This window comes from Halobacterium litoreum (genome assembly GCF_021233415.1).
GTDB lineage: Archaea > Halobacteriota > Halobacteria > Halobacteriales > Halobacteriaceae > Halobacterium > Halobacterium litoreum.
In genome coordinates this window covers 2,583,406-2,605,349 of record NZ_CP089466.1, presented here as the reverse complement: position 1 = coordinate 2,605,349, position 21,944 = coordinate 2,583,406, and the positions used below count along the sequence as shown (strand labels likewise).

General features: G+C 70.9%; 21 protein-coding genes. 14 read left to right on the top strand and 7 right to left on the bottom strand.

Annotation, left to right across the window (positions count from 1 at the left end):
• Nucleotides 1-19: 19 nt before the first annotated feature.
• Entirely contained in the window at nucleotides 20-154 is a 135-nt protein-coding gene (locus tag LT972_RS14905; protein WP_269780534.1) for a DUF7331 family protein, read from the bottom strand.
• Nucleotides 155-293: 139 nt separating this feature from the next.
• Here LT972_RS14905 and LT972_RS14210 point away from each other — a divergent pair, with 139 nt between their 5' ends.
• Nucleotides 294-2,480, top strand: coding sequence for an ATP-dependent DNA helicase (locus LT972_RS14210; RefSeq protein ID WP_390226325.1), 2,187 nt, complete (start codon nucleotides 294-296; stop codon nucleotides 2,478-2,480).
• A 375-nt stretch (nucleotides 2,481-2,855) separates the two neighbouring features.
• Here LT972_RS14210 and LT972_RS14205 read toward each other — a convergent pair whose 3' ends face one another.
• Complete coding sequence (locus LT972_RS14205; RefSeq protein WP_232571040.1) at nucleotides 2,856-3,383, bottom strand: 2'-5' RNA ligase family protein; 528 nt, start codon at nucleotides 3,381-3,383, stop codon at nucleotides 2,856-2,858.
• Nucleotides 3,384-3,421: 38 nt separating this feature from the next.
• Nucleotides 3,422-3,616, bottom strand: a complete 195-nt coding sequence (locus LT972_RS14200; protein WP_232571039.1) for a DUF7554 family protein — start codon at nucleotides 3,614-3,616, stop codon at nucleotides 3,422-3,424.
• A 373-nt stretch (nucleotides 3,617-3,989) separates the two neighbouring features.
• Between LT972_RS14200 and LT972_RS14195 the strand changes: the two genes are divergently transcribed.
• From LT972_RS14195 to LT972_RS14140, 12 genes are all read left to right on the top strand, one after another.
• The gene (locus LT972_RS14195) at nucleotides 3,990-5,210 is read left to right on the top strand and encodes an argininosuccinate synthase (protein WP_232571038.1); all 1,221 of its coding nucleotides are present in this window, start codon (nucleotides 3,990-3,992) and stop codon (nucleotides 5,208-5,210) included.
• Nucleotides 5,207-6,658, top strand: coding sequence for an argininosuccinate lyase (gene argH / locus LT972_RS14190; protein WP_232571037.1), 1,452 nt, complete (start codon nucleotides 5,207-5,209; stop codon nucleotides 6,656-6,658). Before LT972_RS14195 ends, argH begins: the two co-directional genes overlap by 4 nt.
• Nucleotides 6,659-6,885: 227 nt before the next feature.
• Nucleotides 6,886-7,050: a lysine biosynthesis protein LysW gene (lysW, locus tag LT972_RS14185; protein ID WP_232571036.1), complete on the top strand. Its 165-nt coding sequence runs from the start codon at nucleotides 6,886-6,888 to the stop codon at nucleotides 7,048-7,050.
• Between the two features lies 1 nt (nucleotide 7,051).
• A complete protein-coding gene (gene lysX, locus LT972_RS14180; RefSeq protein ID WP_232571035.1) occupies nucleotides 7,052-7,921 on the top strand; it encodes a lysine biosynthesis protein LysX in 870 nt (289 codons plus the stop codon).
• Complete coding sequence (gene argC / locus LT972_RS14175; protein ID WP_232571034.1) at nucleotides 7,921-8,991, top strand: N-acetyl-gamma-glutamyl-phosphate reductase; 1,071 nt, start codon at nucleotides 7,921-7,923, stop codon at nucleotides 8,989-8,991. The genes lysX and argC overlap by 1 nt, the downstream gene beginning before the upstream one ends.
• 7 nt (nucleotides 8,992-8,998) lie before the next feature.
• Nucleotides 8,999-9,823: an acetylglutamate/acetylaminoadipate kinase gene (locus tag LT972_RS14170; protein WP_390226294.1), complete on the top strand. Its 825-nt coding sequence runs from the start codon at nucleotides 8,999-9,001 to the stop codon at nucleotides 9,821-9,823.
• Entirely contained in the window at nucleotides 9,820-10,932 is a 1,113-nt protein-coding gene (locus LT972_RS14165; RefSeq protein ID WP_232571032.1) for an aspartate aminotransferase family protein, read from the top strand. Before LT972_RS14170 ends, LT972_RS14165 begins: the two co-directional genes overlap by 4 nt.
• Nucleotides 10,929-11,939: a [LysW]-lysine hydrolase gene (locus LT972_RS14160; RefSeq protein ID WP_232571031.1), complete on the top strand. Its 1,011-nt coding sequence runs from the start codon at nucleotides 10,929-10,931 to the stop codon at nucleotides 11,937-11,939. The genes LT972_RS14165 and LT972_RS14160 overlap by 4 nt, the downstream gene beginning before the upstream one ends.
• Nucleotides 11,927-12,808: an ornithine carbamoyltransferase gene (gene argF / locus LT972_RS14155; RefSeq protein ID WP_232571030.1), complete on the top strand. Its 882-nt coding sequence runs from the start codon at nucleotides 11,927-11,929 to the stop codon at nucleotides 12,806-12,808. Before LT972_RS14160 ends, argF begins: the two co-directional genes overlap by 13 nt.
• A gap of 39 nt (nucleotides 12,809-12,847) precedes the next feature.
• Complete coding sequence (locus tag LT972_RS14150; RefSeq protein ID WP_232571029.1) at nucleotides 12,848-13,756, top strand: metallophosphoesterase family protein; 909 nt, start codon at nucleotides 12,848-12,850, stop codon at nucleotides 13,754-13,756.
• A 61-nt stretch (nucleotides 13,757-13,817) separates the two neighbouring features.
• The gene (thrC, locus tag LT972_RS14145; protein ID WP_232571028.1) at nucleotides 13,818-15,065 is read left to right on the top strand and encodes a threonine synthase; all 1,248 of its coding nucleotides are present in this window, start codon (nucleotides 13,818-13,820) and stop codon (nucleotides 15,063-15,065) included.
• Between the two features lie 107 nt (nucleotides 15,066-15,172).
• Nucleotides 15,173-16,813, top strand: coding sequence for a sensor histidine kinase (locus LT972_RS14140; RefSeq protein ID WP_232571027.1), 1,641 nt, complete (start codon nucleotides 15,173-15,175; stop codon nucleotides 16,811-16,813).
• On the opposite strand, the gene LT972_RS14135 is transcribed toward LT972_RS14140, so the two are convergent.
• The 4 genes from LT972_RS14135 to LT972_RS14120 form a co-directional block, all read right to left on the bottom strand.
• Nucleotides 16,810-17,985, bottom strand: coding sequence for an MFS transporter (locus LT972_RS14135; RefSeq protein ID WP_232571026.1), 1,176 nt, complete (start codon nucleotides 17,983-17,985; stop codon nucleotides 16,810-16,812). The genes LT972_RS14140 and LT972_RS14135 overlap by 4 nt on opposite strands.
• A gap of 59 nt (nucleotides 17,986-18,044) precedes the next feature.
• The gene (locus tag LT972_RS14130; RefSeq protein ID WP_232571025.1) at nucleotides 18,045-18,488 is read right to left on the bottom strand and encodes an acyl-CoA thioesterase; all 444 of its coding nucleotides are present in this window, start codon (nucleotides 18,486-18,488) and stop codon (nucleotides 18,045-18,047) included.
• A gap of 37 nt (nucleotides 18,489-18,525) precedes the next feature.
• Entirely contained in the window at nucleotides 18,526-20,109 is a 1,584-nt protein-coding gene (serA, locus tag LT972_RS14125) for a phosphoglycerate dehydrogenase (RefSeq protein ID WP_232571024.1), read from the bottom strand.
• Nucleotides 20,110-20,266: 157 nt separating this feature from the next.
• Complete coding sequence (locus LT972_RS14120; protein ID WP_232571023.1) at nucleotides 20,267-20,959, bottom strand: helix-turn-helix domain-containing protein; 693 nt, start codon at nucleotides 20,957-20,959, stop codon at nucleotides 20,267-20,269.
• An 84-nt stretch (nucleotides 20,960-21,043) separates the two neighbouring features.
• Here LT972_RS14120 and LT972_RS14115 point away from each other — a divergent pair, with 84 nt between their 5' ends.
• Nucleotides 21,044-21,928 carry an alpha/beta fold hydrolase gene (locus LT972_RS14115; RefSeq protein WP_232571022.1) on the top strand — a complete coding sequence of 295 codons (885 nt, stop codon included), beginning with the start codon at nucleotides 21,044-21,046 and terminating at the stop codon, nucleotides 21,926-21,928.
• Nucleotides 21,929-21,944 lie beyond the last annotated feature (16 nt).

Sequence of the window (21,944 nt, the reverse complement as noted above, 5' to 3'; positions counted from 1 at the left end):
GGCGCGCTGTGCGTCGTTCCTATCGTTCGACGTCGACGGTGTAGTCGGTGGAGAGCCAGCCGTCGGGGTTGTCGGCTTCGGTGAAGACGGTGCGGTCCGGCGACGAGCGGAACGCCGAGACCGTCTCGCCGTCGTCGTCCTGCGAGAGTGCCATCAGCAGAGAGTACCGGGCCGCAGCCGAATATACGTTTTGGTCGGCCTAAACCTCGGTTCGGCGAGAAGACGGGCTGACGTTTATACGGCGTGGCGACCAACGACCCGCCATCGTGGCCGCGAGCGACTCACCCGACTACCTGCAGTTCTTCCCGAAGCCCTCGCCGTACGACAACCAGCGGGCGGCGATGGACGAGATACGGGACGCCCTCGACACCGGCCGGGACGTGCTGTTCGAGGGCGCCTGCGGGACGGGGAAGACGCTCGCGGCGCTCGCGCCGGCGCTCTCGCACGCCCGCGAGGAGAACAAGACGGTCGTCATCACGACGAACGTCCACCAGCAGATGCGCCAGTTCGTCCGCGAGGCCCGTGAGATTCACGACGCCGAACCCATCCGCGCGGTCGTGTTCAAGGGGAAGGGGTCGATGTGTCACATCGACGTGAACTACGAGGAGTGCCAGGTGCTCCGGGACAACACCCACGAACTCGTGGACGCCGAGCGCGACAAGCGCCAACTGGAGGAGCGCCAGGAGGCCCTCTTAGACGAGGCCCAGGACGGCGACGAGGCGGCGGCGGAAGCCCGACAGTCCGTGATGGAGGAACTCGAAGCCGTCGAGGACGACCTCGAAGACCTCCAGGAGGGGAACGTCTGCGAGCGCTACTACGAGAACCTCGTCGGCGACAACGACGACTTCTACCAGTGGCTGTACGACGGCGTGCGCACCCCCGAGGACATCTACGAGTACGCCGAGCAGCAGGGCCTCTGCGGGTACGAACTCCTGAAGGACGGCATCGAGGGCGTCGACCTCGCGGTGTGTAACTACCACCACCTGCTCGACCCCGGCATCCGCGCGCAGTTCTTCCGCTGGCTGGGTCGGGACCCGGAGGACGTGGTGGTCGTCTTCGACGAGGCGCACAACGTCGAGGACGCGGCCCGCGACCACGCCGCGGAGAAACTGACGGAGAACAGCCTCGACAGCGCGCTCGCGGAACTCGACGAAGTCGAGGACGACCGGGGAGAGGCCGCCGAGCGCGTGGTGTCGGCGTTCCGGGACGCGCTCGTGGAGACCTACGAGGACTCCTTCGGCCCGGGCGGAAAGGGGCCGTCGCGCGCGAAGTCCGAGGTCGGCGAGAACTGGGAGGACGTGCCCGTCGCGAACGACGACCGGCGCGACGACCTGACGCTGGCCTTCCTCCAGTCGTACACCGGGCCCGGCATCAAGGAGGACGTGACCGACGCGCTCGGCCTCGGCGAGTACTTAGACGAGGAGTACGAGGAGGCCTACCGGAACGGGGAGACGACGACGCGCCGGGACTGCCACGTCCTCCGGGTCGCGGAGTTCGTGGAGGCGTACATCGAGCGCGGAAACGACCTCGGCCAGTACCCGACGGCGGCGGTCCGCCGGAACGAGCAGACCGACGAGGTGTACGGGCGCGCCGAACTCTACACCTGCATCCCCCGCGAGGTGACGACGGACCTCTTCGACGCCGTCCACGCCTCCGTCCTGATGTCGGCGACCCTCCGCCCGTTCGACGTGGTGAGCGACGTGCTCGGCCTCGACGACCCGGTGACGATGGCGTACGGCCTGCAGTTCCCCGAGGACCGCCGCCGGACGTTCGCGGTGGACACCGAACCCCTGTTCTCCTCGAACCGCGAGGACCCCTCGGTCCAAGACGAGGTCGCGGGCGCGCTCCGCGACGCGGTGCGGTTCACGCCCGGGAACTGCCTCTTCTTCTTCCCGAGTTACGCCGAGGCCGAGCGCTACCACGACCTCCTCGCGGACGCCGACACCACCCGCTACCTCGACCAGCCCGGCGTCGCCGCCGAGGACTTGCGACAGGAGTTCGTCGCCGACCGCAACGGCGCGCTGTTCACGTCGCTGTGGGGTACGCTCGCCGAGGGCGTGAGCTTCGACGGGGACGACGCCCGCACCGTCGCCGTCGTCGGCGTCCCCTACCCACACCTCGACGCGCGCGCCGAAGCCGTCCAGGACGCCTACACCCGCACGTTCGACGGCCGCGACGACAGACACCACGAGGAGGACGCCGGCTGGCGGTACGCCGTGGAGATTCCCACCGTCCGCAAGACCCGGCAGGCGATGGGGCGCGTGATTCGGTCGCCCGAGGACTTCGGCGTCCGGATGCTCGTCGACCGCCGGTACACGAAAGAGAGCCGGACGGCGATGCGCAAGTACAGCGTCAACCCCACGTTCCCCCCGGAAGACCGGCAGGAACTCGTGGACATCGACCCCGAGAAACTGCGGTTCTCGATGCTGAACTTCTACGGCGACCTGGACGCCTACGACGGCGACCCGCCTAGTCCCTGAGCCAATTTCAACAGCCGGCAGTTCGGCCAGTGCCGCCGACGTGTCCTCGAAAGCCCCGGAGCGGTCGATACGCCGGGGCTCGCTGCGCGCGCTCCCGCCGGTCGCGTGCTTGCTTCGCCCGGGCGCAGTCGACCGCTCCGCCCCTTTCAGTCCCACCTAACACCAGTTGGTCGGTAGGCGTGTTTCCAGCGGGCGCGTCATCCGGTACCGGGCGGGACTGAAAGGGGCGAGATTGTGGACGAAGGCGCGCGACGAAAGCACTGGAACGAGCGAAGCGAGTGAAGCGCGCAGCGAGCGCACCGAGTCCACAATCTCGGGGCTTTCGAGGAGGTAGCGTTCACGGTAGCAACGCCAATTTTCAAACAGTACGAGAACTCACGCCGGCAACGAGATAGAGTCCACGCGTTCGCCGTAGGTGGCGTCGTAGAGGTGGAGTTCGTCGATAGTCCACGTGACCGGGCCGACTTGGCGGCCGTCGATGTTGTCGACGGCGCGCCGGCCCTGGAAGCCGTCGGCGTCGCGGGCGAGCGTGACGTGGGGGTCGTAGTCGTCGCCGCCCTCCATCACGGGCACCGGGTCGAAGACCGAGCAGAGGCGCGCGTGGAGGTCGTGGATGCCGGGGCTCTCGACGGCGAGGTAGACGACGGGGCTGGAGCCGTTCGGGGGGTTCTGGAAGGTGTCCACCTCCGAGACGCGGGCTTCGACGGCGGGCGCGCCGGCGAGCGCGTCCTTGGCGGTCTGCCACGCCGTCCGGAGTTCCTTCCGGTCGTCGGCGGGCACGCGCTTGACGAGGAGCGTCTGCTCGTGGCGTTCGCGCACGCGGTCGAAGCCGGTGAGCGCGGGCCGGAGGTCGGCGGCGACGTCCTTGACCGACGCCGGCACCGGCGCGTTCACGCTGTACACGCCCGTCTGTCCGGGACGGAGCGTGAAAGCGCTGGCGTTTAGATTTCGTCGAGCAGCCAGAGCACGATGAGCGCGAGCACCGCGAGCCCGACGATTGGCCGGGCGAGTCCGAGGACGGCCGCCAGGGATTCGATGAGCGCGCCGATGACTTCGAGCGCGAGCCACACGACCACGAGTACGAGGATTATCTTGAGCAGGCTGTCCGTGTCGATGTCGCCCCGTGATGTCGGCATAGACGGGCGTACAGACACGACGCTGAAGAGCGTTCGGGCCGTTCTCATTCGCTCGCTGACGAGAAGGGTGTGTGACTGTGTAGCGAGCAACGCTTATGATGGCGGAGGTAGTTTCGTCGGGTACGATGACGCCGCCGACTCACTCCGCGGGTTCGACGTCCCGGAGCCCGGCGGCTACGCCGCCCGCGGCCTCCCGCGGGTCGGGCACACGGCTCGCGGCTACGCCGCTCGTTCGTTCCGCGGCCTCCCGCGGGTCGGCCGCGCGTTCCTCCTCGTCGCGACGACCGGGGTCCGCTTAGACCCCACTACTACCTACTCTTTGGTCCCGGTCGGCCGCACCGCGTTTCGAACGTCGCGACAACACACACAACACATGACAGGAGGAACCGTCGCGCTCGCCTTCTCGGGCGGGCTCGACACGACAGTCTGCGTACCGCTGCTGAAAGAGGAGTACGGCTACGACGACGTCATCGGCGTCACCGTCGACGTCGGCCAGCCGGACTCGGAGTTCGCCGAGGCCCACGAGACGGCCGACGCGCTCGGCGTCGAACACTACGTGGTCGACGCGAAGGCCGAGTTCGCCGAAGCCTGCTTCGGCGCCGTGAAGGCCAACGCCACCTATCAGGGCTACCCGCTGGGCACCGCGCTCGCGCGCCCGGTCATCGCCGAGGCGATTCTCGGCGTGGCCGAGGAGCAGGGCTGTACGGCGCTCGCTCACGGCTGCACGGGGAAGGGCAACGACCAACTGCGCTTCGAGGCGGTGTGGCGCGCCAGCGACATGGACGTCTGCGCGCCCGTCCGCGAACTCGGCCTGACCCGCGAGTGGGAGATCGACTACGCCGCCGAGAAGGGCCTGCCAGTCGAGGCGGGCAACGACGGCGAGTGGAGCATCGACACGAACCTCTGGAGTCGCTCCGTCGAGGGCGGCGACCTCGAAGACCCGGGCTACGTGCCGCCGGAGGACATCTACGACTGGACCGACGCCCCGACCGGTGAGACCGAGACGGTCGACATCGAGTTCGAGGCGGGCGTCCCCGTCGCCGTCGACGGGAACGAGATGGAGCCGGTCCACTTAATCGAGTACCTGAACGACCTCGCCGGCGGCTACGGCGTGGGTCGCACCGACCTGATGGAAGACCGCATGCTCGGCCTGAAGGTGCGCGAGAACTACGAGCACCCGGCGGCCACCACGCTGCTCGCCGCCCACGAGGCCCTCGAAGGCCTCGTGCTGACCAAAGACGAGCGCGACTTCAAACAGCAGGTCGACCAGCAGTGGGCCCAGAAGGCCTACGAGGGGCTCGCCGACCACCCGCTCGTGAGCGCGCTCGACGCGTTCGTGGACGAGACCCAACAGCAGGTCACGGGCACCGTGACCGTGAAATTCGAGGGCGGGCAGGCGCGCCCGGTCGCTCGCGAGAGCGAGCACGCCGTCTACTCGGCTGACGCCGCCTCGTTCGACACGGAGACGGTCAACGGCATCGAGCAAGAGGACGCGACGGGCGTGGCGAAGTACCACGGCTTCCAGTCGCGCCTCGCGAACGCGAGCAAGCCCGAACTGACGACGGACGGCGGGGACACGGGGAGCGAGGAATGAGCGGAGAGGACGACGGCACGGTGGTGCGCCGCGACCGCTTCAGCGGCGGCCCCGCGCGGTCGTTCCTCTCCTCGATGGACGCGGACGTTCGCATCTTCGACGCCGACCTCGCGGTCGACCGCGCGCACGTCGTGATGCTCGCCGAACAGGGCATCGTGACCGACGCGGAAGCGAGCGAGATTCTCGGCGCGCTGGACGACGTGGAGGCCGCGGGCTTCGAGGCGCTGCCCGACGGCGAGGACGTCCACGAGGCAATCGAGTCCGCGGTCGTCTCCCGTATCGGGCGCGTCGGCGGGAAGATGCACACGGCGCGCTCGCGCAACGACGAGGTGGCGACCTGCATCCGCCACCGCCTCCGCGAGGACCTGTTGGGCGCGCTCGACGCCGTGCTCGCGCTCCGCGGCGCGCTCGCGGACGTGGCCGACGCGGAGACGGAGACCGTGATGCCCGGCTTCACGCACCTGCAGCCCGCGCAGCCGACGACCGTCGCGCACTGGGCGCTCTCCTACGAGGGGACGCTCGCGCGCGACACCACTCGCCTGCTGGCGGCGTTCGACCACGCGAACGAGTCGCCGCTGGGCGCGGCGGCGTTCGCGGGCACCACCTTCGACGTGGACCGCGAGCGCACCGCCGAGTTGCTCGGGTTCGACGGCGTGGTGACGAACGCGACAGACGCGGCGGCGGGCCGCGACTTCCTGCTTGAGGCGGTGGCGGCGCTGGCCTCAGTCGCGGTGACGTGTTCGGGGCTCGCCGAGGACGTCGTGTTCTTCGCGAACCGCGGGTTCGTCGACGTCGACGACGACTACGCGTCGACGTCCTCGATTATGCCCCAGAAGAAGAACCCCGACTCGATGGAGTTGGTGCGCGGGACGGCGGGCGACGCCGTCGGCGCGTACCAGGGGCTCGCGACGACGCTGAAGGGCCTGCCGCGCGCGTACAACCGCGACCTCCAGCGCGCGACCACCCACGCGTGGCGCGCCGCCGACTGCGTGACCGAGGCGACCGAGGTGGCCGCTGGCGCGGTGGCGACCGCCGACTGGCCCGCCGACGACCTCGAAGCCGCGGCGACCGAGGGGTTCTCGACCGCGACCGGCGTCGCGGACGCGCTCGCTGCGGCGGGGCTGCCGTTCCGCGAGGCGCACGAAATCGTCGCGCTCGCCGCCGAACGCGGCGCGGACCTCGACGCGGTGGACGCGGCCGCCCGCGAGGTGACCGGCGAGTCGCTATCCGACCTCGCCGACCCCGAGGTCGTCGCGGCGGCGCTCGACCCCGTGGAGAGCGTGGCGTCCCGCGATTCGACCGGTGGCCCCGCGCCTGCGGCAGTGCGCGACGCGCTCGGGGACGTGGTCGAGGGCGTCGCCGAGGACGAGGCCGCCGTGGCCGCGCGCCGCGAGGCGCTGACCGACGCGGCGGCCGCACTGGACGCGGAGGTGGCCGCCTATGTCTGAACTGATTGGAGCGCCGACCGTCGCGGCCGTCGACAGCACCGCGGCCGCGCCGCGACCGCGACGACCGCCCCGTTTGGGGCAAATAGACAACTCTCTGACTTCGGTATCGGTTTCGCTTTGTTCGCCCTTTTCGGCGCTCTCGCGCCAGTAGCGTGCCGTACAGTTTGTTTAATTTGTTTGACAGGTTCGATTACCTTAAGTAGTATGCCGGTGTAGGCAGGAGTGTAATGAGCACGTGTACCGAGTGCGGGGCCGACGTGGCCGTGCACGACGACGCCGAAGCGGGCGAGATACTGGACTGTGGCACCTGTGGCACCGAGCTGGAAGTCGTCGACACCGCTCCCCCGACCCTCGAGCGAGCGCCGGACCTCGCCGAGGACTGGGGGGAGTGAGTTGCACGTCGGCATCCTCTACTCCCGCATCCGTCGGGACGAGAAACTCCTCCTGACGGAACTCCGGGAGCGCGGCCACGACGTGACGAAGATAGACGTGCGCGAGCACGGCTTCGCGCTCGACGGCACCGACGCCCCCCTCGCGGACTGCGATATCGTCGTCGACCGGTGTCTCGCCACCAGTCGCTCGACGTACCTCACGCGGTTCTGTGAGTCCTACGGCGTCCCCGTCGTGAACAGCGCCGAGACGGCGTCGGTCTGCGCGGACAAGGCCGAGACGAGTCTCGCGCTCGCGGATGCGGGCGTGCCGACGCCCGATACCACCGTCGCGTTTACCACGGAGAGCGCGCTCGACGCCATCGAACAGTACGGCTACCCCTGCGTGCTGAAGCCCGTCGTCGGGTCGTGGGGGCGCCTGATGGCGAAAATCGAGTCCCGCAGCGCCGCCGAGGCCATCCTCGAACACAAGGACACGCTCGGGCACTACGAGCACAGCGTGTTCTACGTCCAGGAGTACGTGGAGAAGCCGGGCCGCGACGTGCGCGTGCTCGCCGCCGACGGCGAGCCCATCGCGGCGATGACGCGCTCGGGCGACCACTGGCTCACGAACGCCGCGAAGGGCTCCGAGACGGCCGACTTCGAGGTCGACGACGAACTCGCGGCCCTCGTCGCGAAGGCGAGCGACGCGGTGGGCGGCGGTTTGCTCGGGGTCGACGCAATGGAAACGGAATCGGGCGACTACACGATTCACGAGGTGAACCACACGGTGGAGTTCAAGGCGCTGAACGACGCGACCGGCGTGGACGTGCCCGCCGCCGTCGTGGACTGGCTGGAGACGAAAGCCGCTCAGACCGTGGAGGTTACCGCGTGATGGCAGTGACCGGAGACGCGACAGACGAGGAGAGCGCGACGACGACGGCGAGCGTCGTCGGCGCGAGCGGGTTCGCGGGCGGCGAACTCCTGCGCCTGCTCGCCGGCCACCCCGAATTCGCGGTGGCGCAGGCGACCAGCCGCGAGTACGCGAACAAGACCGTCGGCAGCGTCCACCCGAACCTCCGCGGCCTCGACCTGCGGTTCTCGGAGCCGTCGGACCTCGACTCCGTGGACGTGCTGTTCGCGGCGGCGCCCCACGGCGTCGCGATGGAGCACGTCGACGCGTGGCGGGACGCCGCCGGCACCGTCGTCGACCTGAGCGCGGACTTCCGCCTCGAAACGGAGGCGCAGTACGACGACTGGTACGACGGCCACAGCGCGCCCGAACACCTCGAAGACGCGGTGTACGCGCTCCCCGAGATTTCCCGCGACGACCTACCGGGCGCGGACCTCATCGCGGGCGGCGGCTGTAACGCCACTGCGACGATTCTGGGGCTGCTCCCGCTGGCCGAGGCCGGCCTATTGGAGGGCGCACACGTCGTCGTGGACGTGAAAGTCGGCTCCTCGGAGGGCGGCGCCGGCGGCGGCGCGGCGTCCTCGCACGCCGAGCGCTCGGGCGTCGTGCGCCCGTACGCGCCGACCGGCCACCGCCACGAGGCCGAAATCGAGCAGGAACTCGGGCTCTCCGTGTCGTTCACGGCGCACGCCGTGGACATGGTGCGGGGCGCGAGCGCGACCTGTCACGTGTTCCCCGACGGACCGGTCTCGAAGACCGACCTCTGGGGCACCTACCGCGAGACGTACGGCGACGAGCCGTTCGTGGAGACGGTGGCGGGCGGGAGCGGCGTCTACCGCTACCCCGAACCGAAGGCCGTCGCCGGCACCAACAAGGCCGAGGTTGGCTTCGAGGTGGACCCCGAGAACGGCCGCGTCGTGACGTTCTCGGCCATCGACAACGTCGTGAAGGGGTCTGCCGGGCAGGCCGTCCACGCGGCGAACGTCGCGCTCGGCTTCGCGGAGACGGCGGGACTCGAACAGTACGGGATGCACCCGGTGGGGAGTCCATGACTGGGGGGTGGCTCGCGTGACGGTAGTCGTCAAAATCGGCGGCGCGCGCGCCGTCGACCCGGCGGGTGCCGTGACCGACGTTGCGCACCTGACGGTGAACGACGAGGACGTGGTCGTGGTCCACGGCGGGTCGACCGCGGTGGACGACGCGCTCGACGACTACGGGAAGGAGCCCGAATACGTCGAGTCGCCGTCCGGGATGACCGGGCGGTTCACCGACGCGGAGACGATGGGCGTGTTCACGATGGCGATGGGGAAGGTGAACACCGACCTCGTCGCGGCGTTCGAGAACGCGGGCGTGCCCGCCGTCGGCCTGAACGGCGTGGACGGCAGTCTGCTCTCGGGGCCGCGGAAGTCCGCCGTAAAGGTCGTCGAGGACGGGAAGAAGAAGATTCGCCGCGGCGACCACTCGGGGAAGATTACGGACGTGAACACCGACCTCCTGTGCGCCCAACTGGACGCGGGCTACGTGCCCGTGGTGTCGGTGCCGATGCTCGCGGACGACGGCACCGCGGTGAACGCCGACGCGGACCGCGCGGCGGCCGCCGTCGCTGGCGCGCTGGACGCCACGCTCGTCGTGTTGACGGACGTGGCGGGCGTCTACGAGGACCCCGACGACGAGGGGTCGCTCATCGAGGCGGTGCGCACGCCCGGCGAACTCGCGGCCGCGGAGGACGCCGCGGAGGGGTTCATGTCGAAGAAGGTACTCGCCGCGACGGAGGCCCTGGAAAGCGGCGCCGAGGAGGTCGTCGTGTCGGACGCGAACGCCCGCGACCCCGTGGTGCGGGCGCTCTCCGGCGCGGGGACGCATTTCGACCCGGAGGCAGTATGAGCGGATTCGTCTTCGGGGAGAAACCCATCGGCATCGAGTCCGGCGAGGGCGTCCACCTGTACGGCGAGGACGGCACCGAGTACCTCGACTTCGGCGCGTCCTACGCGTGTGCGCCGGTCGGCCACTGCCACCCCGACGTGGTGAGTGCCGTCGAGGAGCAGGCGAGCGACCTGTTGTTCGTGCAGGGGTCGTACCCGACCGAGACGCGCGCGGCGCTGTACGACCGCCTCGCGGGGCTCGCGCCCGGCGACTGCTCGAACGTCTGGCTCTGTAATTCGGGGACGGAGGCCAACGAGGCGGCGCTGAAGTTCGCGCGCCACGCCACCGGCCGCGAGAAGGTGGTGGCGGCCAAGCGCGCGTTCCACGGGCGCACGCTCGGCGCGCTCGCGGCGACGTGGAAGCCGAAATACCGCGAGGGCTTCGCGGTGCCCGAGAACGTCGAGTTCGTGGACTACGGCGACAGCGAGGCGCTCGCCGAGGCCGTAGACGAGGAGACAGCCGCCGTCCTGCTCGAACCCGTGCAGGGCGAGGGCGGCGTGAACCCCGCGCCCGAGGGGTACCTCGCGGCGGCCCGCGAGGCCTGCGACGACGCGGGCGCGGCGCTCGTGTTCGACGAGATTCAGACCGGCCTCGGGCGCACCGGGAGCCTGTGGGCGTGCGAGAACGCGGGCGTCGAACCCGACGTCCTGACGGTCGCGAAGGGGCTGGCGTCCGGCCTCCCGATTGGCGCGACGCTGTGCGCCGGCTGGATTGCCGAGGACGCAGGCAACCACGGGTCGACGTTCTCCGGCGGCCCCGTCCCCTGCGCCGCGGCGCTCGCCACCCTCGACGTCATCGAGGACGAGGGGCTGGCGGGCCACGCGAGCGAGGTGGGCGCGCACTTCCAGTCCGAGCTCGCCGACCTCCCGGTTCGGGACGTGCGCGGCGAGGGTCTGCTAGTCGGTGTCGAGGTGAAACGGGGGGCGAACCGCGCGCTCCCGAGTCTCGCGATGGAACACGGGATTCTCGCGCTCCCGGCCGGTCGGACGGTAGTGCGCTTCCTCCCGCCGCTGACGGTGTCTGAGGGAGACGTCGAGACGGTGGCGTCGGCGCTGGAGGCGGTGCTGTGACGCCCCGCGACCTCCTCGTTGACCTCGTCTCGACCCCCTCTGTTTCGGGTGCGGAAGCCGACGCCGCAACGGTCCTCGTGGACTACTTCGAGCGCGAGGGCCGCGACGCGTGGACCGACGAAGTCGGGAACGTCCGCGCGCCCGGCGACGACTCGGTGCTGCTCACGAGCCACGTCGACACCGTTCCGGGCGACATCGAGGTTCGCGAAGAAGACGGCAAACTGTGGGGGCGCGGGAGCGTGGACGCGACCGGCCCGCTGGCGGCGATGGCGGCCGCGAGCGTCGAGACGGGCGCGTCGTTCGCGGGCGTCGTCGAGGAGGAGACCACGTCGGCGGGCGCGCGCCACCTCGTGGAGCACCGGGCGGAACCGGACGCAGTCGTGAACGGCGAACCCTCGGGCTGGGACGCCATCGCGGTGGGCTACCGGGGGCTGGCGCGCGCGACCTACGAGGTTTCGACCGCGAGCGCGCACACGTCGCGTCCGGAACCCAACGCCGTCCAGCGCGCGACGGCGTGGACGGAGCGCGTGCAGGCCGCCTTCGGTTCCGGAGAGTCGGTGTTCGAGTCGGTGACGGTCAAGCCCGTCTCGTTCGACGGCGGCCTCGCCGACGACGGCACCGCGTTCGAGGCGACGGTAGACGTGGAGTTCCGCCTGCCGCCCGACACGACCGCCAGCGACGTGCGGGCGACGGTCGCGGACTGCACCGAGGCCGGCGACGTGACGTGGACGGAAGCGATGCCGGCGCTCGCGGCGGACGCGCGCACCCCGGTCGCGGGCGCGCTCCGGGCGGGCGTCCGCGACGCGGGCGGCGACCCGACGCACGTCCGCAAGACCGGGACCTGCGACGCGAACCTCTACGCCGCTGCGTGGGACTGCCCCGTCGCGACGTACGGCCCCGGCGACTCGGCGCTCGACCACGCGCCCGACGAACGCATCGACCTCGCCGCGTTCGACCGCGGCGTCGAGGTACTCACGACGGCGGCTCAGCAACTATGCACTTCCTGACGATAGACGACCTGACACCCGAGGAACTGGCGAGCGTGCTCGACGACGCGGCCGCGCTGAAACAGGCGCAGGCCGACGGCATCCCCCACACCGCGCTCGCCGGCCGAACGCTCGCGATGCTGTTCGAGAAGCCGTCGACGCGCACTCGGGTGAGTTTCGAGGTGGGAATGACCCAACTCGGCGGGCACGCCGTCTTCCTCGGCAAGGACGACATCCAGTTGGGCCGGGGCGAACCGGTCGCGGACACGGCCTGCGCGCTCGGCCTGTACGCGGACGCGGTGATGGCGCGCGTCGGGAGCCACGACGACCTGGAGACGCTGGCGGCGAACGCCGGCGTCCCGGTGGTGAACGGCCTCTCGGACGCCGCGCACCCGGCCCAGACGCTCGCCGACCTGCTGACGCTCCGCGAGGTCGTCGGCGACTCGGGGACGGTGGCGTGGATCGGCGACGCGAACAACGTCGGCGCGTCGTTCCTCGTCGGCGCGGCGATGGCGGGCTACGACGTGCAGGCCGCCACGCCCGCCGAGTACGGCTTCGCAGCGGAGACGGTCGAGCGCGCCAGCGAGTACGGGAGCGTCGACGTCGGCCACGACCCGGAGGCGGCGACGGCGGGCGCGGACGCCGTCTACACGGACGTCTGGGTGAGCATGGGCGACGAGGCCGAACGCGAGAAGCGCCTCTCGGCCTTCGAGGGGTTCCGGGTGGACGACGCGCTCCTCGGCGACGCGGCGTTCATGCACTGTCTGCCCGCCCACCGCGGCGAGGAGGTCACGGCGGGCGTCATCGACGGCCCGAACTCGGTGGTGTGGCGGCAGGCCGAGAACCGCCTGCACGCCCAGAAGGCGGTGCTGGTCGAGTTGGTGGACTAGAACGGGAGGACTAAGTCGGCGTTCGTTCGGCGTTCAGACATGAGCAATCGGTTCCTCGTGATGGGCGACAACCACGGCGACGGCGAGTCCCTCCAGCGCGTCCTCGACGACATCGACGGCGAGTCCTTCGACTACGTCGTGCACGTCGGCGACTTCACGCGAGCGATGCGCCACGACGCCGAACTCGGTGTCGAACAACTCCGGGAGACCGAACACCACCTGTGCGAGTTCGACGAGCGCGCCGACCACGGCCTGCTGTGGGTGTGGGGCAACCAGGACCTGTTCGGCGACATCGACTACGACATCGACGCCGGCACCGAGATTCCGAGCGACGGCGCCGTGACGGTCGGCGGCCAGCGGTTCACGAACGACCCCGAGCGCGTCGATTCCGACACGATTCTCGTCACGCACATGGAGACGTGGCGGCTCGTCGACCACTTCGACGGGAACGCGCACTTCTGTGGAAACACCCACTTCGGCCGGCGGAAGGACCGACGGCTGAACGCCGCGTTCCTGCAGGCCACGAACCCGGAGACGGGCGAACAGCGCTACGGCGGCTACTTCGTCGTCGAGATGGGCGACGACACCTTCGACGTGGAACTCCGGCCAATCGGCGACCTCGAACGCCGCGAGTGCGCGCGCCACCGCGAGCGCGGCGTCCAGTTCCTGCCCTCGGACTGGGACTGCATGTACGCGTGGGAGGACCGCGTGCTCCTCCGCGAGATGGCGGCGTCTGCGTTCTACGGCGTCACGCGCGACGCGGACCGCGAACACGCGACCGCCGACGAACTCGTCGAGCACGCCGTCGGCCTCTGGGACGACTCGCCCGAGGGACTCCGCGAGGAGTTCGCCGACTACCTCGGCGAACTCGGCGACGACCGGTACGCGCCGCTGGCCGAACGCGAGGACGGGCGTATCGAGGTGGCCGAGCACAGTTACGCGTACTGACGGACCGGCAAAACCCGCGCCACCCGGCCCGTATTTGTGTGTCCGTCACCGAGTCGTTCGCATGACCGACCTCTCGCTCGGCGGCAGCGCGCCCGCCGAAGCCGACGACGGCGCGTGGCTGGCGTGCGTCGAGTGTGGCGCGACGCTCGCGCCGTTCGACGGCGTTGTGTACCGGTGTCCGGACTGCGACGGCCTGCTGGAGGCGCGGTACGCCGACTACCCGACGTTCGACGACTTCTCGGGCGAGGGCGTCTGGCGGTACGCCGAATCGCTGCCCTTCGAGTCCGGGGTGTCGATTCAGGAGGGGAACACGCCGCTGTACGAGGCGCCGAAAATCGAGGCCGAGGCGGGCGTCGCCGACCTGCGCGTGAAACACGAGGGGATGAACCCGACGGGGAGTTTCAAGGACCGCGGGATGACCGTCGGCGTGCGCGTCGCGGACGAACTCGGCGTCGGGCGCCTCGCGTGCGCGTCGACGGGGAACACGTCGGCGGCGCTGGCGGCGTACGGCGCGCGCGCCGACACGCCCGTCCTCGTGTTGCTGCCGGCGGGGAAGGTGGCCGCCGGGAAGGTCGCGCAGGCGGCGCTGCACGGCGCGCGCATCTGCGAGGTGGACGGCAACTTCGACGACTGCCTCGACGTGGTCGCCGAACTCGCCGACCGCGGGGAGGCGTACCTCCTGAACTCTCTCAATCCGTTCCGCCTGGAGGGCCAGAAGACCATCGCGTTCGAGATGCTCGAACAGTCCGTTGCGGCCCACGGCGAGTGGCCCGACCGCATCGTCCTCCCCGTCGGGAACGCCGGGAACACGGCCGCGCTGTACAAGGCGTTCCGCGAACTCGTCGCCGCCGGCGAGATGGAAGCGGGCGAGATGCCGACGCTCACCGGCGTGCAGGCCGCGGGCGCGGCGCCGATGGTCGAAGCCGTCGAAGCCGGCGCGGACCACGTCGAGCGCTGGGACGACGTGGAGACGCGCGCGACCGCCATCCGCATCGGGAACCCCGTGAACGCGCCGAAGGCGCTCCCCGGCATCTACGACACGGGCGGCACGGCCGTCGCCGTCTCGGACGACCAGATTACCGACGCCCAGCGCATGCTCGCCGAAGACGGCATCGGCGTCGAGCCGGCGTCGGCGGCGAGCGTCGCCGGGCTGCTGGAACTGCGCGAGCGCGGCGAGGTCGGCCCCGACGAGCGCGTCGTCTGCCTGACCACCGGCCACCTCCTGAAGGACCCGGACGCGGCGGCCGAAGCGGGCGGCGACACGACGGCGGTGCCCGCCGACGCTGACGGCGTCCTCGACGCGCTCTGAGGCGAGTAATTTTCGCTCCCGAGACGCCCTAATACCGCCCGAGAGACGTCGAAACACCGCCCAGAAGCCAGTAGGCTTATTCCAGACTACCGTAACCTACGGGTGTCATGCAGGTGACCGTCGGTGTCGTTCTCTCGGCAACGTCGGCGGTCGTCGCCGCTACCGTCGCGTGGTACGCGTGGCGGCAAGACGCGCCCGGCGCCACCGGCGCGGCGGCGTTCACCGCGGCGGCCGCCGTCTGGGCGGCCGGTAACGCGCTCCAGGTCGCGTCCACGTCGTACGCGGTAACGCAGTTCTCGGTCGTCGTGCAGTACGTCGGCATCACCGCGACGCCCGTCGCGTGGTTCGCGTTCGCGGCGGACTACACCGACCGCGAGAGGTGGGCGACGCCCCGCATCCTCGCCGCGCTCTCGGTGATTCCGGTCGCGGTGTTCGTGCTCTCGGTGACGAACGACGCCCACCACCTCGTCCGGGAGTCGATGCGCCTCCAGCGCGTCGACGGCGTGGTCCGCCTCGAACGCGAGTTCGGCCCGGCGTTCTGGGTCGGCGTGGCGTACTCGAATCTCCTCAACGCCGCGGGCACGACGATGCTCCTCGACGCGATGTTGCGCGTCGGCCGACAGTACCGCCGGCAGACGGTGGTCGTGCTCGCTGGCGTGACCGTGCCGTGGGCCGCCGCGATGGCGTTTTACTCCGGCACCACCGTCGTCGAACCGGAGGCGTTCGTCGGCGTCACCGCGGCGGCGTTCGCGTACGCCATCGCGCGCTACGAACTGTTCGACCTCGTGCCCGTCGCCCACGACCGCGTGCTCTCGGAGTTGGACGACGGCGTTCTCGTCGTGGACGCCGAGCGGCGCGTCGCCGACTACAATCCCAGCGCGGAGCGCCTGCTCGGCGCGGAGTTGACGGCTGGCGATACCCTCGACGACGTGCTCCCGGACGCCGTGCTCGCAGCGCTGGACGCGGACCACACCGACCCCGTGTCCGTGGACGGCGGCGACGGGGCGCGGTGGCTGACCGTGCGGCGGACCGACGTGAGCACGGACGAGGACGGCGAACTGCTGTTGCTTCGGGACGTCACCGAACTGGAGCGCCAGCGCCACGAACTCGACCGCGAGAACGAGCGACTGGAGCGCGTCGCCGACACCATCAGCCACGACCTCCGGAACCCCCTGACGGTGGCCGACGGCTACCTCGACCTCGCCGAGGAGACCGGCGACTCCGAGCAGTTCGACCGCGTCCGGCAGGCCCACGACCGCATGGACGACATCATCGAGGGGACGCTCCGACTCGCGCGCGCCGGCGTGGACGACCCGGAGACGACGGCGGTGTCGCTCCCGACGGTCGCACAGCGCGCGTGGAGCAACGTCCCGACGGCGGACGCGACCCTCGACCTGCGAGTCGACGGCGCCGTCGTCGCGGACCCCGGGCAACTGGAGAGCCTCCTCGAGAACGTCTTCCGGAACGCGGTAGAACACGGCGGCGGCGAGGTGACCGTCACCGTGGCACCGACCGAGGACGGCTTTTTCGTCGCCGACGACGGCCCCGGTATCCCCGCCGACGCGCGCGACGACGTCTTCGACCGGGGGCACACGACGAACGACGACGGAACCGGCCTCGGCCTCGCCATCGTCGCCGACATCGCGGCGGCCCACGGCTGGACGGTGACACTCGACGAGAGCGACGGAGGCGGCGTGCGCGTCGGCGTATCCGGTGTCGAACCGGTGGAGAGGCACGCGAAGCCCTAGGTGGTGACGGCGACGAGCGCGGCGCTCGCGAGCAACGCGACGACCAGCCCCCAGAACGCGACCCGGTAGTCGGCGGCGGTGGCGACGGTGCCGACGTACGTCGGGCCGAGCGCGCCGATGCCGATGTAGACGGTGCGCATCGCGCCGAGGTCGCCGCCCGCGGAGTCGTCGGGGAACGCGTCCATCAGGTAGGACTGCATCACCGGCGGGAACGCCATCAGGCCGGCGGCGAACGCGACGACGGCGGCGACGGAGGCGACCGGGGAGTCCGCGAGCACGACGCCCGCCAGCGACACCGCGCCCAACAGGAGCGCGCCGACCGTGATGGTGCGCCGCGGCAGGCGGTCCGAGAGCGTGCCCGCGGTCGGTTTGACGACCGCGCCGACGCCGAACAGCACCCCGAACGCGACCTGCGCGACCAGCGGGTCGAACTGTTTGCCGACTTCCAGAAAGGTCGGGAGGAAGGCGGCGGTCGCCTGCCACGTGAACGCGTACAGCGTGTACGCGACCAGCAGCCACCGGAACCGCGACCCGCGGAGCAGGCGGTCGGCGGTGTCGCGGACGTCCAGCGACCGGCGCTCGAAGACGTAGGCTTCCCGGCTCCAGAGGTGCAGCGAGACGAGAATCGCGAGCGCGACGGCGACGACAGGGAGGAACGCCCAGCGCCACGTCGCGACGGCGAGCACGAGCGCCGCGAGGCCCGCCGAGGCGACGCCGCCGACGTCGCCGGAGGCGGTGTGGAGGCCGAACGCGCGGCCGCGCTTCTCGGTGTAGAGGTCGGAGACGAGCGCGCGGGCGGCGGTCGGGTAGAGTCCCGCGCCAGCACCGACGACGGCCGCCCCGAGCAGGAACAAGGCGTAGTTCGGCGCGGACGCGAGCGCGCCGAACCCGACGACGACGAGCGCCAGCCCCGACGCGAGCAGCGTCTTCCGCGAGAGGGCGTCCGAGAGCCGTCCGCTCGGGTACTGGAGGAGCGCGTACAGCCCCCAGAGGAGCGTGAACGCGAAGCCGGCCTGCGCGTCCGAGATGCCGAGGTCGGCTTTCACCGCGGGGAGCGACGGCGACAGCACGAGCCGGCCCGCCTGAATCGCGAGCCAGCCGACGGAGACGGCGACGAGCAGGCGGCCCGCGTACCCCGTCACCAGTCGCTCCTCGGTCGCGGAGTCTGTCACTACCGGGAGGAGGGACGGCGCGTATTTGAGCGCGAGGGTTGCGGTAGTCCGCGGTCCGGTCAGTGCTCGGCTTCGCCTTCGAGCGCCGCCTCGCGGAGTTCACGACAGCGCTCGGTCTCGACGCGCAGTTCGGGGACTTCGGTCGGGTGCATCTCCTCGTCGACGGCGACGAACACGAAGTAGGAGTCGGTGGTCTGCTCGCGTTCGCCCGTCCGGGGGTCCTCGCGGTACGCGCGCAGGCGGACCTTCACGCTCGTCCGCCCGACGTCGTAGACGTAGGCGTCGATGACGCAGGTGTCGCCGGTGGGAATCGGGCGGTCGAAGCTGAAACTGTTGATGCGCGCCGTCACGCAGGTCGTGCCGGCGTGGCGCATCGCGGACATCGCGCCGACCTCGTCCATCCACTTCACGACGTTCCCGCCGTGGGCGGACTCGTAGTTGTTCGCGTCGTCGGGCTGGACGCGCTCCCGGTTCTCGATGAACGTGTCGCTGACGGAGGCCATACCGGAGCAACGCGCGCCGGTGAGAAAGTCGTCCCGCCTACTCGCCGTTCAACTGGACGTTCGTCACGTCGATGATGCGGTCGTCGCTCGCGAGGCGGTCGCGGGCGTCCTCGGGCACCGGCGAGTCGAGGTTGTAGACGGTGAGCGCCTCGCCGCCGATGGTCTCGCGGGCGTTGAACATCCCCGCGATGTTCACGCCGGCGTCGCCGAGGACGGTGCCGACGAAACCGATGACGCCGGGTTCGTCGCGGTTGCGCGCGGCGAGCATGTGGCCGTGCGGGATGGCGTCGACGCGGTAGCCGTCGATTTTCACGAGGCGCGGGTCGTCGCCCGCGAACAGCGTGCCCGAGACGGTGAGGTCGCGGTCGCTGTTGCCGACGGTGACCGAGACGAGACTCTGGAAGTCGTCGCTCTGTCGGGTCTTCGTCTCGGAGACCTCGATGCCGCGCTCCTCGGCGACGCGGGGCGCGTTCACGGCGTTGACCTGCCACTCCAGCGGCTCGAAGACGCCCTTCTGGGCGCTCGCCGTGACGAGTTCGAGGTCCTCGCTCGCGATGTCGCCCTCGTAGGTGACGTCGACGTACTCGATGCGGTCGTCGAACAACTGGGCGGCGACCTTCCCGGCGGTCTCCGCGAGTTCGACGTAGGGCTGGATGCGGCCGAACGCGCTCTCGTCGACGCTCGGCGCGTTCAGGGCGTTCAACACGGGTTCGTCGGCGAGCGCGGCGACGACCTGGTCGGCGGTAGTGGTGGCGACGTGTTCCTGGGCGGCCTGCGTGGACGCGCCGAGGTGAGGGGTGACGACGACCGACTCGGCGTCGAGCAGGGGCGAGTCGTCGGCGAGCGGTTCCTCCGCGAACACGTCGAGGGCGGCGCCTGCGATGACGCCGTCGTTGGCGGCCTCGGCGAGCGCGTCCTCGTCGACGACGCCGCCGCGGGCGACGTTCACGACGTAGCCGCCCTCCATCTCCGCGAGTTCGGCCTCGCCAATCAGGCCCTCGGTTTCGTCGGTGAGCGGGACGTGAATCGTGAGGAAGTCGGCGCGCGCAACACAGTCCTCGAACTCCACGAGTTCCGCGCCGAGCTGTTCGGCGCGCTCCTCGCCGATGTAGGGGTCGTAGGCGACGAGGTCCATGCCCAGCGAGTGGAGGCGCTTGGCGACCTCCTGGCCGACCCGACCGAGGCCGACGACGCCGAGGGTCTTGCCGTTGAGTTCGGTGCCGAGGAACTCGCCTTTCGCCCACTCGCCGTCGGTGAGGCGGGCGTGGGCCTGCGGAATCGAGCGCGCGGCGGCGAACGCCATCGCGACGGTGTGCTCGGCGGCGGCGCGGACGTTCCCCTCGGGGGCGTTCGCGACGACGACGCCGTGGTCGGTGGCGGCGTCGATGTCGATGTTGTCCACGCCGATGCCGGCGCGCCCGACGATGGCGAGGTCGGGCGCGGCCTCCAAGACCTCCTCGGTGACGAGCGTCCCGGACCGCACGACCAGTGCGTTGGCGTCGGAGACGGCGTCGAGGAGCGCGTCGCCCTCGGCGTCGTAGGCCGTTACTACCTCGTGGCCGGCGTCGCGGAGTCGGTCGAGGCCGGCGTCCGCGATGGGGTCCGTGACGAGAACCTTCATGTCCGTGAGTCGCCGGGAGCGCGGATAAGGGTTTCCGCACATGCACGTATTGACGCGACTCTAGAGCCCGGGATGTGTTCGAGAACGTGTAATGTGGTGTGGCGGCTGGCGGCGGTTCTGTCCACGCCCGCGCCCGGCTCCGGCAGCGTCTGCCGGGCTACGGGTCGCCGCCGGCGAGGCGGGGGCGGTGGGGCCGGCGGGGTGCAGGTTCACCAGCGACGGCGTCCCGGACGACGACGCGTTCGGCGCGCCGGAGCAGTTCGCCAGCGGTGCTCGACGAGCAGTCGATGGCGTCGGCGACGTCCGCGACGCTCGCTTCGCGGGGCACCTCGTAGTAGCCGAGGTCGACGGCGGCGGCGAGCGCGTCGCGCTGGCGCGTCGTGAGGTCGGCTGGCGTCCCGCCCCGCCGGAAGTCGTGGACCGCCTCGACGCTCGCATCCAACACGCCGGCGAGCGCTTCGTAGAACGCCGCGAGCGCGTCTGACTCGCCCACCGCCTCGAAGCGCGCAGTACGGTCCTCGCGGAACGAGAGCGGCGGGACGAAGGCCGCGTCCGCCTCGACGACCAGTTCGAGGAGTTCGTCGGCGAACCCGTACTCGGTCTGTCGCGTGAAGGCGTACGTGCCGCCGTCGCCCGCGACGAGACTCACGTCAGCCATCTGCGGGACGGCGTCGAGGAGCGCTGCGGTGGCGTCGCGGTCGGCGTCGAACCACGAGAGGCCGGTGGCGCTCCCGACCGGCCCCCACGTCAGGAGGTCGGCGCGCGTCGCGGCGTCCCGCGCGACGACCTCGCGGTGGAGCGGGTGGATGAGTTCGGGCGGGTACGCGACGGACAGCGTGACGCGTTTCACGCGCCATTCTCCTCGTCCGCGACTTATAAAAGACCGGATGCATCCGCCGAAACCCCCTCGCGCTCGGGCCGGCTACGTCCACTCGTGAGCGTCACGTCACGCGCCCGGAGCGACCAGCAGGTCGGCACGCAGACCGCCGAGGTGGCCGGCGAGCCGGTCGCCTACGAGTCGTACGGCGACCCCGGCGGCGAGCCGGTGGTGTTCCTCCACGGCACGCCCGGTTCGCGCGTGCTCGGCGAACTGTACGACGACGCGGCGCGAGCGCGTGGCGTTCGCGTACTCGCCTTCGACCGCCCCGGCTACGGGCAGAGTCCCGCACGCGACGGCTACGGCCCCGCGGACACGGGCGACGTGGTCGCCGCGGTGCTGGACGACGCCGGCGTCGAGTCCGCCGGCCTACTCGGGTTCTCCGGGGGCGCGCCGCACGCGCTCGCGGCGGCCACAGACCTCGGCGACCGCGTGACGCGCGTCGACGTGGTGGCCGGCGGCGTCCCCGCCTCCGAGCGCGAGGAGACGCCGACGCCCCAGCGCGTGCTCGGGACGCTCGCCGGCGCGACCCCCCGAGTTCTGGGGGGACTCCTGCGCGGGCAGGCGTGGCTGGCCGCCCGGCGCCCGCCCGCGTTCGTCACCGCCCAGTACACCACCGACGGCGCCCGCGACGGCGTCCCCGACGAGGTGGCCGACGTGGTGAAGCGGGACTTCCTCGAAGCGCTCTCGGAGCGTCGCGCCGGCGTCGTCCGCGAATCCCGACAGTTCACCGAGGACTGGCCGACTCGCCCGCGGGACGTGGACTGCGAGGTTCGGTGGTTCCACGGCGAGCGCGACACCAACGTTCCCGTCGCCGCCGCCCGGCGCACCGCGGACGCCCTCCCCGATTGTGACTTCCGCGCGCTCGCCGACACCGACCACCTCGGCGCGCTCGTCGAGAGTCGCGGCGCCGTCCTCGACGCCCACGCCCCCGAGCCGTAACGCCTGCCACGGCAGC

What these genes read in the sequence shown, in the direction of transcription:
- LT972_RS14140 (WP_232571027.1), top strand. Translation starts at nt 15,173, where the DNA reads ATGCAGGTGACCGTCGGTGTCGTTCTCTCGGCAACGTCGGCGGTCGTC.
- serA (WP_232571024.1), bottom strand. Translation starts at nt 20,109, where the DNA reads ATGAAGGTTCTCGTCACGGACCCCATCGCGGACGCCGGCCTCGACCGA.
- LT972_RS14165 (WP_232571032.1), top strand. Translation starts at nt 9,820, where the DNA reads ATGAGCGGATTCGTCTTCGGGGAGAAACCCATCGGCATCGAGTCCGGC.
- argH (WP_232571037.1), top strand. Translation starts at nt 5,207, where the DNA reads ATGAGCGGAGAGGACGACGGCACGGTGGTGCGCCGCGACCGCTTCAGC.
- argC (WP_232571034.1), top strand. Translation starts at nt 7,921, where the DNA reads ATGGCAGTGACCGGAGACGCGACAGACGAGGAGAGCGCGACGACGACG.
- LT972_RS14150 (WP_232571029.1), top strand. Translation starts at nt 12,848, where the DNA reads ATGAGCAATCGGTTCCTCGTGATGGGCGACAACCACGGCGACGGCGAG.
- LT972_RS14130 (WP_232571025.1), bottom strand. Translation starts at nt 18,488, where the DNA reads ATGGCCTCCGTCAGCGACACGTTCATCGAGAACCGGGAGCGCGTCCAG.
- LT972_RS14200 (WP_232571039.1), bottom strand. Translation starts at nt 3,616, where the DNA reads ATGCCGACATCACGGGGCGACATCGACACGGACAGCCTGCTCAAGATA.
- lysW (WP_232571036.1), top strand. Translation starts at nt 6,886, where the DNA reads ATGAGCACGTGTACCGAGTGCGGGGCCGACGTGGCCGTGCACGACGAC.
- LT972_RS14905 (WP_269780534.1), bottom strand. Translation starts at nt 154, where the DNA reads ATGGCACTCTCGCAGGACGACGACGGCGAGACGGTCTCGGCGTTCCGC.
- LT972_RS14195 (WP_232571038.1), top strand. Translation starts at nt 3,990, where the DNA reads ATGACAGGAGGAACCGTCGCGCTCGCCTTCTCGGGCGGGCTCGACACG.
- argF (WP_232571030.1), top strand. Translation starts at nt 11,927, where the DNA reads ATGCACTTCCTGACGATAGACGACCTGACACCCGAGGAACTGGCGAGC.
- thrC (WP_232571028.1), top strand. Translation starts at nt 13,818, where the DNA reads ATGACCGACCTCTCGCTCGGCGGCAGCGCGCCCGCCGAAGCCGACGAC.